This is a genomic window from Nostoc sp. PCC 9305 (assembly GCF_963920915.1).
GTDB lineage: Bacteria > Cyanobacteriota > Cyanobacteriia > Cyanobacteriales > Nostocaceae > Nostoc.
Genome location: NZ_CAWUDN010000160.1, coordinates 1 through 13,031, shown reverse-complemented (window position 1 = coordinate 13,031; position 13,031 = coordinate 1). Strand labels below are relative to the sequence as shown.

The window sequence follows — 13,031 nt, the reverse complement described above, 5'->3', positions numbered from 1 at the left end:
GGGTTGGTTTACTCACTGCTGCTACTGTACTTCAGAAGACTGATAATCGCTATATTAATGACATGCTATTTTTTAACTAATTGGTTAATATTTTCCCTACGTCAGACTGCTTCCAATCCAGAAGATAAATTTTTATCGTTTGTGATGTGTGTGGTGACAACTATCTTCTGGCCTCTGATGATTCCGATGTCTTGTTTAGAAATGGTTCAACAAAAGCGAATAGACTTTAGTAAAATGATTCCTGTTCTCTTAGCAATATTTGTATTTAGTATTTCATATTATTTAACCGAATAATTAATAATTCCTCCTCGCAAATTGCATAGATATTAAAGAGAAGCCAGAGGTTTGACTTGTTACCCTCCGGCTTCTTTATGCACAACTACCTTTACTTGTTAGGCAGTCTATTTATTCAACTTGGAATTGATTAACGGCGTCTGCTGCCAAAACCACTTGAGCGGCGGGGTGCTGTACTACGCCCACTACCAAAACCACTACCAGAATTGCGTCTAGGTGAAGTGGCTCTACCAGAGGGTTGCAATGTGCTACCACCAAAACCAGAACCAGAAGGACGGTTATTACCTGTAGTGCTACGCGGGGTATTGCGTATATTTGTATTTCCAGGATATGACCTTCTAATTGTCCCTGTATTGCGGAAGGCAGTGCGGTTTCTCACGGCTGCGGGTTGCGTATTGTAGCGGCTTTGGTAACTTTGAACTGCTTGGCCATAGCTTCCGCCATATCCACCAAAGCCACTTAATCCTTGTCCTGATTGATAGACAGGGGGTACATAATATTGGGGTCTAAACAACATACTACCAATTGCCTGTCCCGCCAAGCTACCAGCTACAGACCCAGCAAATGGTGCCCAGAAGCTATTTTCTCGACGGACTACAACCGTCTCTTGTTGTCCTGTTTGGGGATTGGTTTTATTCTCAGTAACGTTGTGGACATACTCAAGTTTAAAGTCTTCTGTCAGATATAAAATCGGTTGTCCTTTTTCTACCTTCAGATAGGTTTTTTTACCCTCCTTAATTTGATCGTCAGTTAACCGCGCCATTTGCAAATTTTCGGTTGAAAAGGTTGGGGGCTTATTGTTTAGTAAAAACAGGTTGTACTCACCAGTTGCATCGTCATAAGTCGCTTGTTGTATTTGATACTCGCCATCACTCAACTTTGTATTAGTAGAAGTTTGGCTAACGTTCTTAGCTGGAGGAGTACTTTGGTTCTCGCCACCACAAGCAACAGTTGTGATACACAAACTCAGAGCTAAAAAAACGGCTGTAAATTTACGTACTATGGTCATGATCATTGGATTATTGTCCTATCTCTGAGCTTAACAATTTATCATCTGAGTAGTAAGTACGGACTACCCAACAGATTATAAAGGAATTAATTCTGGGTAATACTGCAACAGTTGATCGCTAGTAAGTTCATCGCCTAACTGTGCTGGTGAGAAATGTACTTGGATTGCCTTTAATCTATGTTTATAATGCAAATTGATCAATGCTTTCAATCCTTCTTTGAGCGCCTGAACGTTAGAAAGATCGGTTTCCAAATCTGGTACTTCTCCTTCATAAGCGACTGTAATCATCACAATGACGTTGCGGGTTACAGGTATAGATAAAGGTTCATTCAATCCAGAGTCAGAATTGTAATTTGGTTCGCTGAGATATCTTTCGGCAGAGTCAGTAAATAATTCATTCACGTAATCCCCCGCTTCGCCCTCATTAAAAAATACGTCACCTTCGTTGGCAGCAGAAAGCCAATATTCATCGTATTGCAGTAGGGTTTGGCTGATTTCTACCAATCCTTCTCCCAAAACTTCTAAATCGCCATCGGCATCGATCGCATCTCGTCCAGCACTATTCAATACTCCCAAAATTGGCGCTACTTCACCTCCCCCTAAGTGCAGAAATAGGCGAAACACTACATAGCGAGTTCGACCAATCATTTTATTAAACGTATCGCGCATTTTTTCCTCCAAAATTTTTGTTTCTTGTCGTTTGTCATTGGTCATTTATCATTAGTTTAATGCTCCATAACTAATGACTAATATAATGAAATCCTTTGATAAAATCTATAATTATATCTAATGAAGGTAATATATTTTTTGTTGAATCACTGGATATATCATAAGCTGAAGCGTTGAGAGCAGAACGATTAATAAATCTTTTCCCAAAGTTGGGATGGTCATAAACAATCAAAGTGTGGGCGCTGGAATTCGTTAAAACTATTTGAGTTGGGGCTTTACAAAAATTTAACTTTGCGGCTACTTCGATATTTTTTTTCGTCTGTTTAATTATTGTAGCCTGATTTATAGCTTGTTCTAAAAGAGTATTTAATTGTTTCACTATATGAGGTGATTTTAGCAATTTTAAGTTTTGATTTGCAACAACTTCACTGTTAATCATTTCCATAATACTAGAAATATTCTTTTGGATAGATGCTGCATCTAGAAAGGGAAGAATGACAATGTAAGCAGTGATAAATAATGCTTCGTCGCTCTCTACATGAAATGTGAAAATAGTCCGGCGACGACCACTTTCGATGCTTGGAGGTTGTTTCAACCCCCGATATTCTTGAGCAATTTGATAGTAAGCGCCAGCGATCGCAAAATTGGCTTCGTGTTCTAGAGCTGCATCAACAATAATCCGAATTGTTGGCGGTGTTTCGTTAAAAAAATCTCGTGACTCTTCAGAATGAAAATTTTGGACAATGGAGCGATCGCCATTTGGGCTAAGATCGACCCATTCACAAACCATGCCTTCGGTTTTTAAACCAAATCTGGAAGTGGCATAAAGCTTGGCTCCCGTTAAAGTTGCTCCTGTTAAGTCAGCACCGATCCATTCTGCCCTAATTAATTTTGCCTGAGTTAAATTGGCGTGGACTAAACTTGTATTTGTTAAATTGGCATTGCTTAAATCTGCGCCAATTAAATCAGCCCCGCTCAATTTTGCGCCGCTTAAATCTGCCCACCGGAGATTTGCGCCGCTCAAATCTGCCCACCGGAGATTTGCACCACTCAAATCTGCTCCGCTCAAATTAGTATGGCTGAGATTGGCTTGTCTGAGTTCGGCATCTCGCAAATTTGCACCACTCAAGTCAGAACGACTGAGATCGCTGGCGTTTAAGTTAGCCATCTCCAAGCTGGCTCCATTTAAAGAAGCACCTCTCAAGATAGCCTCACTTAAGTTAGCGTGACGGAGATTCGCTTGGCGGAGTGTCGCCTCTCGCAAATCAGCACTGGTGAGATCGGCCTCCGACAAATCAGCGCGACTGAGATCAGCGCGAACTAACTCGGTGCGGATTAATGAGGCTCCTCTGAGTTGAGCGCGACTTAAATCCGCTCGAATCAAATTAGCAACGTTGAGACTGGCGTTATTGAGGATGGCGCTGCATAGATTTGCACCACTCAGTCTAGCTACATTCAGCTTGGCATTGCTCAAGTTAGCTTCACTCAGATTTGCGCCACTCAGGTTGACTATACTCAAATTAGCATCGCTCAGATTTACACCACTGAGTTTTACCCCACTCAGATTAGCTTCTGGGAGGTCAACACCACTAAAGTTTAAGACTCCTGCTGCATATTGTTCTAGTAATTCCTCTACAGTCATCGATGCTACCCCTTGGATGCCAACTTTAATAGTTGGTAAAGTCATAAAAAACGGAATGTCAAAATTAAAAATGAATATTGGAATTTTAGGATTGGGACTGATTGGCGGATCTTTGGGTTTTGATTTGCGATCGCAAGGACATCATATCTTAGGAGTCAGTCGCCGTGAAGCAACCTGTCAAAAGGCAGTTACCTTGGGCAGTGTTGATGAAGCATCAGTCGATCTGAGCCTATTAGCAGCCGCAGAAGTTGTATTTATTTGTACACCTCTAGCCCTTATTGTGCCCCAATTTGAACAGTTAGTTGCTCATTTGCCTGTTACTACAGTCGTCACTGATGTAGGTTCGGCGAAAGCACAGATAGTCAAGGATATTACTCCCCTTTGGAAAAATTTTGTCGGCGGTCATCCAATGGCGGGCAGAACAGACAGTGGGATAGAAGCTGCACAGCGAGATTTATTTGTTGATAAACCTTATGTATTAACACCGATAACGACAACCCCAACTAATGCAATTACAGTTGTGGAAGAAATTGTGCGATCGCTCGGAGCTAATATCTATTATTGTCAACCAGAACAACACGATCGCGCTGTGAGTTGGATTTCCCACTTACCGGTGATGGTCAGTTCCTCGTTGATTGCTGCTTGTTTGAGCGAAACTGACCCCGATGTTTTGCAATTAGCCCAAAAGTTAGCTAGTTCGGGCTTCCGGGATACTAGTCGTGTGGGTGGCGGGAATCCAGAGTTGGGCGTGATGATGGCACGGTATAATCGTCAAGCATTGCTGCGATCGCTGCAACAATATCGTCAAAACCTGGATGAGTTGACTAACTTAATTGAGCAAGAAAATTGGGTAGTTTTAGAGGAAAAGTTCAAATCAAGGCAACAGGCACGACCTGATTTTGTTTAATAGTTGTTGGGTGCGTTTATCCATAGCTAAACGCACCCATTTTTTAATTTAGTGAGTTAATTGATAAACAGAATTCAGAATTCATAATTCAGGAGTCAGAATCAATCATTCGGGGATTTGACCCGCGACTGATTCAAGACCACGAAATCTATGATTTGATGGGGTCTTAAACCCGGTTATTCATCCACCAGTCGTACAAAATTCATTCTGAATTCTGGCTCCTGACTCCTGAATTCTGTTCGATAAAATCTTTAAAAATGCTACTCAACAGTCTGATAGTCACCAAACCGATGTACCATACAGATAAATTTACAAAAATCAACAATGGTAGAACGTCCAATTAAGAAATCGGAACGTCAGTCCCAAGCAAACACTGAAAGCAATTCCGAAAATTCGGATTCTGTAACCCCTATTGAATCCAACCCCAAAAGCTCAAAACCGAGCCGCGACCGCTCGTCTGACAAAGGGAAAAAAGGATCGTCATATAGGGATGAAGGCAGACAATCGGTGAATCCTGCACTAGCGCGCGGCCCAAAACCGGTTAAACCTCCAGCCCCCAAAGTTCAAACAGAAGAACTTGAAACCGAATCAGAATCTATCTCTGAGGAGTCTCAAGACTAACATTACAAGTGTTGTTGTGTGTGATGTGGGAGGCTATAAGCATATCAAGACTGAGATTTCTGGCTCCGAAGGCAGCGATCGCGCCCCCCATCACCATGAGATTATTTTTAGCGATCGCATCTCTCACAGAGTTTCTGTATGTCAAATGCGCGAATGGGTAGGTGTACAAATTCCACAGCCCTAAAAAAGTGCTTCTATCTCAATACCAGCAAGCATTTCACCCTACTCATCACCCAATTATCATCCGCGCAATCTCTGAAATCCTTACAAAAACTAGGATGTCAGCCTTTAACTTTTCCCGGCACTCTTCCCAAAGGAATTCTCTAATGCTATGATTGCTCCAGAATCGCGCAACCGTACCTTGAAAACTAAATACAGCTTGGCTTTCACGCTCCCGCTATTGCAATTCATCAAAATCCCTATTAGGGATTGAAATTTGCGATTTGAGCATGACTAGCGGCTAAATCCACAATTGCAATTCATCAAAATCCCTATTAGGGATTGAAATACCAAAATAGAACCGTTGTAACCGCTAGGGGTTGATTGCAATTCATCAAAATCCCTATTAGGGATTGAAATATGAATATTAAGAAATATGCTTTGTCTGGCGTTGCATTGCAATTCATCAAAATCCCTATTAGGGATTGAAATCAATAAGGATTAGGCAAAGAAGCAGGGCATCCACCAGATTGCAATTCATCAAAATCCCTATTAGGGATTGAAATCTTGACGATAGCCCAAACACTGGTTCTGTTGTAGAATTGCAATTCATCAAAATCCCTATTAGGGATTGAAACCTCTAAGCCCTTCATCAACTTGGATATCATCTTCTGCATTGCAATTCATCAAAATCCCTATTAGGGATTGAAACAGACTTCCCTCAAAGCCAAAACATTTACTTGCAATTGCAATTCATCAAAATCCCTATTAGGGATTGAAACTGGTGTAAATAAACCCATCATTTGATATTTCCCAATATTGCAATTCATCAAAATCCCTATTAGGGATTGAAACGCATCAATCATGGTATTCCACAGGAATATAAAAACATATTGCAATTCATCAAAATCCCTATTAGGGATTGAAACAAGCCACTTTGCAAAATCAGCAAAAGCCTCTTCAGATTGCAATTCATCTTTAATACCAATTTTTTATGAAGCTGCATAGAATTCGATCCCCCCTAGCCCCCCTTTATAAGGGGGGAACCGGAAAAACATCTATCAAAGTCCCCCTTTTTAAGGGGGATTTAGGGGGATCAAGATATGTGCAACTTCACATTAAATTGGTATAACCTAACCCATATTTGGTGTTTATTGTCAATATATAAAACCTAAAATATATATTGCTAAAATCAATTTGCTTAATTTACAACATCTCAGTACAGTAAACTTAAAAGCAGTTTGAAGGTCATAAAAATGACGACTCAAAAAAGGATTGCTGTAGTCACAGGAAGTAACCGAGGGCTAGGATATGCAATTTCTCGTCAATTATCCCAAATTGGCAACCGCATAATTCTGACGAGTCGTAATGAAACAGATGGTCTTGCTGCCAAGCAGCAGTTATCTAGTGAAGGGCTTGATGTTGACTATCACAAGCTGGATGTAACTAATGATGGAAGCGTGCAGCAGTTTACCGACTGGTTGCGTGAAACTTACGGTAAAGTAGATATTCTGGTCAATAATGCAGGTGTAAATCCCACAACCAAGCCTGAAGAGTCCAGCTTACTGACTGTCCAACTGGAAACGATGCGATCTACCTTTGAAACTAATGTTTTAGCGCTACTCAGAATTTCGCAAGCATTAATTCCGTTAATGAAGGTGCAAAACTACGGTCGCATTGTCAATATCTCAACGGAAATGGCGTCTCTAGCGTCAGTTTCAAGTGACTACTACCCTTTAGCGCCTTCCTACCGACTCTCAAAAGTAGGAGTAAATGGACTAACAGCGATTCTAGGGAAAGAACTTCAAGGTACTAATATTCTGGTAAATGCCTATTCTCCAGGTTGGATGAAGACCGATATGGGAGGAGATGATGCTCCGTTCACGGCAGAAGAAGGAGCGCAAACAGCTGTTTATTTGGCAACACTTCCCGATGGAGGAGCGCAAGGACTATTTTTTGCAGAGATGCGAAAGTTTGGTGGCCCGATTCAATTACAGTGGTAGGTTAATATGGGAAATTCCGCAGTTTTACCGCCTATTTACGTAGATACAACCATTGAATTAGCACCAGCTAAAGTTGTTACCTCATTTCCCATCAATACTTTTTTAGAAAATCTAGCGATACCTGCGGCGGGCTACCCCTACGCACCAGATGGCACAATATTTGTAACTAATCACGAAGTTGGCGAGATTGTTCGCATTAGTCCAGATGGCAATCAGCAGATTCATGCCACTGTTGAAGGTAAAGTGAGTGGTCTTGCTTTCACTGCCAACGGGGGTTTAGTGGCAACAGGCTGGAATGCTGATTCTATACCAGTGATTTCTTTAGTTGCCAATGATGGGAAAGTAGAAACCTTGCTGAAACTGCCAGATGCAATATTTCTCAATGGCATCACTCCCCTTTCTGACACTCAGTATTTAACAGCAGATTCTTATCGGGGTGCAATTTGGCTGATTGATATCGCTCAACCTCGTGCCTCAATTTGGCTAGAACATCCAATGCTTGCTCGTAGCAATTCGGAAAATATCACTCCGGCTGCAAATGGTTTGAAGCGTTTTGGTGATTTCCTCTACGTTTCAAATACGGAAAAAATGTTGCTGTTGCGGATTCCCATTGATACCGCAAATCGACCAGGTGAGCCGGAAATTTTTGTAGAGCAAACTAATATTGATGACTTCGCCTTTGACGTGGAAGGCAATCTTTATGGAGCAACGCACATTTACAACAGTGTGGTGCGAATTGCAAGCGATCGCAGTACTACTCTTATTGCTCAAGCCGAGCAAGGTGTAATTGGTAGCACAGCCGTGGCTTTTGGTCAAACACAGAGCGATCGTACCGCAATTTATGTTGTGACTAATGGTGGAATGTTTTTACCTCCACCCACTGGTGTCGTTCCTGCTAATGTTGTTCGGCTTGAAGTTGGAAAACCTGGATACCCCTTGGCTTGAGCATGACTGAATTTTAGATTTTAAATTTGGGATTTTTAATTGAAAATCCCAAATTTATAAATGTTTCACAACAAGTAAATCGATACTTGCCCTCCGAAAATCAAGCTACGTGAAAAAATCTAAAATCCAAAATTGATTAGCATAAATAATGGAGATAGAACAGAACGATCGATTTGTAACCGTGGTCATTACACAACTTGTCAAACCAGGATGCGAAACAGCTTACGAAGCTTGGTTGAAAGAGATTACCAGGGTTTCCAGAACTTATGTGGGTCACATGGGAACAAATGTGATTTGTCCCCAACTTGGGGTGCGAAATGAATATGTGATTATCTTCCGATTTGACAATTATGAAAATTTAGAAGTGTGGATGACATCACGCGATCGCGAACATTTGCTCAATCAAGGAAAGCATTTAGTTGAATCCGATCCTTATGTTCAAAAAATTAGTGGATTAGAAGCTTGGTTTTCTCTTCCCGGTCAACCATTAAAAACTCCACCGCGCTATAAAACAGCTTTACTAACTTGGGGAGCTGTATATGTGTTGATTAATTTATTGAATGCGTTTTTAGTACCCCTAATTCGTGTTTTACCACCCTTGATTATTTCGTTGATTATAACGATTACTATGGTTTTGCTCTTAACCTATGTTGTCATGCCGAGAGTTAGCCGCTTGTTTAGCTTTTGGCTATATCCTAAATCACGAAAAATTTAGGAATAAGGGACTTCCAAGAAATAAATGATCCATTTTGTGGGGTGGGCATCTTGCCATTAGTGTCAACTTAACGTTAAAACCCATTTGTCAACGATAGGTTTTGTGAGGAACGAAGTATAAAGGTGAACTTTTTTCTGACTTTTATACGCAAGCTGGGAGTGATGCTAATAAACAAAGCATTAATAGTCCATGAAAAAGTTCGTTTTTTGTCCCTTGAAAACCGAATTTTTAAGCCTAAATGCTTATTGACATAGGAAGTTTGAGCTTAACTTGACACCAATGGCATCTTGCCCGCCCTAAATCTGGGACGGGTGGGGACACCCATCCCACAAGAAAATTTGGGATGTTTTTTTATTTGGAAATCCCTAAAGTCGAACTAACCCTATTTCAGATCCGAAGACAACCATCACAGCGATCGCACCACCCCTTGGATTTCTCACAAGTGAGAAATCCAAGGGGTGGGGAGGTGTGGGAGGTGTGGGAGGATGGGGAAGAAGTCTTACCCCCCACACTCCCCACACTCCCCATACTCCTCTTCCCCCCTCCGCCTACACTATGCGTGAGAAATCCGGGACAATATATTACTGTTCTTCACCTTTTTGCTGAAGGAGCGATCGCCAATCTTCAATCGCCTTCTCCGTCCACAGCCAATTTTTAGTTAATTTATCTACCTGGAAATTTTCTCGGTCGGACTTGAGAACCGTTTGCCGCAACTTGATCGCTTCATTCAAATATTGCGTCTGCTTACCATTAGATTGACTAAGTGCAGATTTATACAATCCAAGAGCTAAACCAGCATAAGAAGTTAAAGCATCTTGAGGAACTGCTGTATTTCTGGATGTTGAGTTTGTGTTCTGTTCTTTGAGAGCTAAATTCAAAGCCTTGAACCAAGAATCATTGGCTCGATTCAGATTGCCTTCTGTGTAGTAGGCAAATCCCAAAGCGTTATTATACAAAAGCGATTCGGGTTTAGCTTTGGCAGCAGTTTCCCAATAACGACGGGCATCATCGACACTATAGTTATTGTCTCCAGTTTGGATAGACTGCCACGCCAATCGTCCCTTGTAAAAATTCACAGATGGATCGTCAGCTTGTTTACTGGGAATTAGTTTTAAGGAAGTTTCAGCCGCAGCCAGTGCGCCGCGATTCAGTAGTTCTTCTACAGCTAATAACCCACCTTGCAAGTCACCCTGGCTCAATTTTTCCGTAGCAGTAGCGGTGACAATTCCAGTTGCTTCTATTCCTAAATCGATATTCGGCTGCTTTTGAATCGGTCGAGAATCAGGTAGAGACTGGGCGGGAATTTCTGGTATTTTAGGCAGTGCTTGGGGGCGATTTTGCCACCAATTTAAACCGATCGCTGCGGCGATCGCACCGATCCCCACAACACCCACAATCGGCCACAGTTTGCGGCGACGGGTACGATTTCTTGGCGGGGGTGGTTGCGATTGCGAAAAATTAGACTTTTGCCAATTTTCCTCAAGGTTCCCAGGAGTTGCAGGTGGCGGTGGTGGAACTTCTCCCCACAAATCTGCTGACTCTTCTGAGGAAGTCATTTCCTCTGAAATCTGGCTTTGGTGAAGACTATTTTCGTGAATTTGTCGATCCGGTTCAGTTGGAGGTTTTTGGTTATCTAGCTGACGAAACAAATCCGAAACTATCGCAGAATCTTCTTCATAGCTTGGGTCATCATACTCGATTTCATCAACCAGATCGCCCCAAGTATCTTCACCCAGCCAGTCCAACCCAGAAGAGTCCCGCGTTAAACCACTAGGAATCATATCTTCCATTCCTAAAGGCATATCGCTATCATCAGGTATACCAGGGTACATGGTGGAAGTTACCCCTAAAGGCGAACTATACTGATTCAGCGAATCTGTACTTGCAGATACTTCAGTTTCCTGACTTAAAAAACCGTCAAATTCTGGCTGGAGATATAAAATCGGTAATGCCCAGTACATCTGGTGAGAACCATAGGCAGAAATTAATCCTTGGCGCACCCGACTTACACACAAATCTACTGGATATCCCTGACTCAAGTTGCGGTAAAACAATTGTGTGAGCGTCAACGCCACTTCATCGGGAATCCGTTCTGACATTGCCAAAACGCTTCTAATTCCGCGCTTCACCAGACTTTCCGCTAAGTTTCGTTCGCCAGTATCTCCAGAGGGATTGGACGCTGCTGTGTATGCCCCCAAGCAGGAATTAAACACTGCCATTTGGATATTATTGTTGACGAGCAAACCTGCCAAATCGTCCCCAGTTAAGATTTCCGTTAAGCCAGTTCTGCGACTAACAAGATAAATTTCTCCGCCATTTACGCCTAAGTTACTATGACCAGAGTAGTGGAGAACGTGGTATCTGCCTTGTTCTAGGGCTTGCGTCAGTTCTTCCCGTCCTGGTTGGTCTAGTACAGTGAGTTCAATTTCGGGGAAACGATTGCGACCTTCGCCAGGTCGTGACGTTTGACGGTGAAGTTCCGCTTGCAGTTTAATTGCTTCTTGTTTCTGTAAGTCAAGACGAACTTGATCTGAGGGAGAAGCAATTACCATTAAGACTCTGACACCACCTTGTTCTGGCGGTGTGGGCATATTTTGCGATCGCAAAGGAGAAGCCCCCGAAATCCCACTTTGGAAGCGGGAAAAAGCCACATAAGGCCCAGTAGCCAGAGGGCGATCGCCTGCGTGCATCACTTCCCAAGGCAAACGAGCTAATCTAGTGTCTTTTAGCCCCAAGCGTAAGCGTAGTACTTGTTGATGGTTCTGGGCAATACCTTGGGCAGTAATCCAACTATCTCTGAGAGTGCCTTGAAATAGGGCGTTATAAAATTGTTGACCCAACGCCACCAAATTCACAGAGTTTCTGGCGATATCGCTTTCATGCCCGCCAGAGGTAAATGGATCTCCTTGCAACACCGAATTCAACGGGTCATTCATCAAATGCCCAGCAGCCATCAACCAATCAGCTATAGGCCAAGTCACCAATTCTTCTGCCAATGGTACCCCAGGCGCGACTTGTTCCGTCCGCACCAAGTAGTCATTTTGCCCTACTGGGGTTACGGAAATATGGAATTCCTGGGTCACAACTTCTCCTGTCCGCCTCCTAAATCTGGTTTGAAACGCGAAAGTTTCAAGTCGATTTTTCGCTCTCTCTGATAATTTAGATGCATCCTGCCCCTGAATGTTTCTGATTCGGTGTCGTTTTGGTTTTTCTGCCTTTACAACTTTATCCGGATCGGATTACTTGGGTCTAGAACACTTAATTGGTAGATGCACCTTGATCTTCAACTCCCCTAGTTGGCTAACACCCACTGGGGGTTTTTTTGTTTTTGGCAAACAACAGCAACTTCTGACGCAGATATTCTCTACCAGAAAATAGTGCTTAATCCTAGAATACTTGATTAATAGATGGATGTCCCTCGATCTTTAACTCCCCTAATTGAGTTAATATCCACTTTGGTTTTTTGACACACGATAACAATCAATTTTCTCATAAATTTATCCGGAGCATGGTGGTTAAACCTAGAACATTTAAGTGGTAGATGCACCCTGATAACTAGCTCCCCTCGTTGGCTAACGCCCACTGGGGGTTTTTTTATGAAAATTGAGTCCTATTGATTAACCCTGACACACCCATTTTGTAAAGCAGCGCACCGATCGTTTGATTGGTAGGTCTATCCTGATAACTAACCCCTCTGAGGTTTTTCTTTCATCGACAAACAGTAACAACTTCAACCTCTGCTAATTTATCCGGTAGCGACCCATTTATTTTAGAAAAGATTATTGGTAGATGCACCCTGATAACTCACTCCCCTGGTTGGTTAACACCCACTGGGGGTTTTTTCTAGTTGCGTCACTGATAACAAAGGCGAATGCGTCTAGTTAAGAAATGTTAGCGAGTCTTTTCCTCTCAGAGAGGCTATAGGTAGCTTGCTTCTGCATAAGTCTACGAACTTTACAGCCCCTCGTAGACATTGCCTCTCATTTAGTTCATTTTTTCCCGGAAGATGCTAGCTGCCCCTAGAAAAGATTATTGGTAGATGCACCCTGATAACTCACTCCCCTAGT

At 42.4% G+C, this 13,031-nt stretch carries 11 protein-coding genes and 1 CRISPR repeat array; of the genes, 7 read left to right on the top strand and 4 right to left on the bottom strand.

Annotation, left to right across the window (positions count from 1 at the left end):
* The first annotated feature begins 57 nt into the window (after window positions 1-57).
* Window positions 58-294 (top strand): hypothetical protein, encoded by a 237-nt coding sequence (locus ACM0OX_RS33240; protein WP_414519201.1) that lies wholly within the window; start codon window positions 58-60, stop codon window positions 292-294.
* Window positions 295-424: 130 nt separating this feature from the next.
* On the opposite strand, the gene ACM0OX_RS33235 is transcribed toward ACM0OX_RS33240, so the two are convergent.
* From ACM0OX_RS33235 to ACM0OX_RS33225, 3 genes are all read right to left on the bottom strand, one after another.
* The gene (locus tag ACM0OX_RS33235; protein ID WP_414519197.1) at window positions 425-1,309 is read right to left on the bottom strand and encodes a hypothetical protein; all 885 of its coding nucleotides are present in this window, start codon (window positions 1,307-1,309) and stop codon (window positions 425-427) included.
* 69 nt (window positions 1,310-1,378) lie between these two features.
* A complete protein-coding gene (locus tag ACM0OX_RS33230) occupies window positions 1,379-1,972 on the bottom strand; it encodes a DUF1517 domain-containing protein (RefSeq protein WP_414519200.1) in 594 nt (197 codons plus the stop codon).
* A 70-nt stretch (window positions 1,973-2,042) separates the two neighbouring features.
* Entirely contained in the window at window positions 2,043-3,614 is a 1,572-nt protein-coding gene (locus ACM0OX_RS33225) for a pentapeptide repeat-containing protein (protein WP_414519199.1), read from the bottom strand.
* A gap of 70 nt (window positions 3,615-3,684) precedes the next feature.
* Here ACM0OX_RS33225 and ACM0OX_RS33220 point away from each other — a divergent pair, with 70 nt between their 5' ends.
* From ACM0OX_RS33220 to ACM0OX_RS33195, 6 genes are all read left to right on the top strand, one after another.
* Window positions 3,685-4,521: a prephenate/arogenate dehydrogenase gene (locus ACM0OX_RS33220; RefSeq protein ID WP_414519198.1), complete on the top strand. Its 837-nt coding sequence runs from the start codon at window positions 3,685-3,687 to the stop codon at window positions 4,519-4,521.
* Window positions 4,522-4,845: 324 nt separating this feature from the next.
* On the top strand, window positions 4,846-5,142 hold the full coding sequence (locus ACM0OX_RS33215; RefSeq protein ID WP_414519196.1) for a hypothetical protein: 297 nt from the start codon (window positions 4,846-4,848) through the stop codon (window positions 5,140-5,142).
* A 16-nt stretch (window positions 5,143-5,158) separates the two neighbouring features.
* Window positions 5,159-5,326, top strand: a complete 168-nt coding sequence (locus ACM0OX_RS33210) for a hypothetical protein (RefSeq protein WP_414519195.1) — start codon at window positions 5,159-5,161, stop codon at window positions 5,324-5,326.
* A 215-nt stretch (window positions 5,327-5,541) separates the two neighbouring features.
* Window positions 5,542-6,230: a CRISPR direct-repeat array (repeat unit 37 nt; unit sequence ATTGCAATTCATCAAAATCCCTATTAGGGATTGAAAC).
* A gap of 327 nt (window positions 6,231-6,557) precedes the next feature.
* Entirely contained in the window at window positions 6,558-7,304 is a 747-nt protein-coding gene (locus ACM0OX_RS33205) for an SDR family oxidoreductase (RefSeq protein ID WP_414519194.1), read from the top strand.
* Between the two features lie 6 nt (window positions 7,305-7,310).
* On the top strand, window positions 7,311-8,249 hold the full coding sequence (locus ACM0OX_RS33200) for an SMP-30/gluconolactonase/LRE family protein (protein ID WP_414519193.1): 939 nt from the start codon (window positions 7,311-7,313) through the stop codon (window positions 8,247-8,249).
* Between the two features lie 148 nt (window positions 8,250-8,397).
* On the top strand, window positions 8,398-8,964 hold the full coding sequence (locus ACM0OX_RS33195; protein WP_414519192.1) for an antibiotic biosynthesis monooxygenase: 567 nt from the start codon (window positions 8,398-8,400) through the stop codon (window positions 8,962-8,964).
* 581 nt (window positions 8,965-9,545) lie between these two features.
* Here ACM0OX_RS33195 and hetF read toward each other — a convergent pair.
* Window positions 9,546-12,047, bottom strand: coding sequence for a cell division protein HetF (gene hetF, locus ACM0OX_RS33190; RefSeq protein WP_414519191.1), 2,502 nt, complete (start codon window positions 12,045-12,047; stop codon window positions 9,546-9,548).
* Window positions 12,048-13,031 lie beyond the last annotated feature (984 nt).

Coding starts and splice junctions, on each gene's coding strand:
- ACM0OX_RS33240 (WP_414519201.1), top strand. CDS start 58: ATGACATGCTATTTTTTAACTAATTGGTTAATATTTTCCCTACGTCAG.
- ACM0OX_RS33235 (WP_414519197.1), bottom strand. CDS start 1,309: ATGATCATGACCATAGTACGTAAATTTACAGCCGTTTTTTTAGCTCTG.
- ACM0OX_RS33230 (WP_414519200.1), bottom strand. CDS start 1,972: ATGCGCGATACGTTTAATAAAATGATTGGTCGAACTCGCTATGTAGTG.
- ACM0OX_RS33225 (WP_414519199.1), bottom strand. CDS start 3,614: ATGACTGTAGAGGAATTACTAGAACAATATGCAGCAGGAGTCTTAAAC.
- ACM0OX_RS33220 (WP_414519198.1), top strand. CDS start 3,685: ATGAATATTGGAATTTTAGGATTGGGACTGATTGGCGGATCTTTGGGT.
- ACM0OX_RS33215 (WP_414519196.1), top strand. CDS start 4,846: ATGGTAGAACGTCCAATTAAGAAATCGGAACGTCAGTCCCAAGCAAAC.
- ACM0OX_RS33205 (WP_414519194.1), top strand. CDS start 6,558: ATGACGACTCAAAAAAGGATTGCTGTAGTCACAGGAAGTAACCGAGGG.
- ACM0OX_RS33200 (WP_414519193.1), top strand. CDS start 7,311: ATGGGAAATTCCGCAGTTTTACCGCCTATTTACGTAGATACAACCATT.
- ACM0OX_RS33195 (WP_414519192.1), top strand. CDS start 8,398: ATGGAGATAGAACAGAACGATCGATTTGTAACCGTGGTCATTACACAA.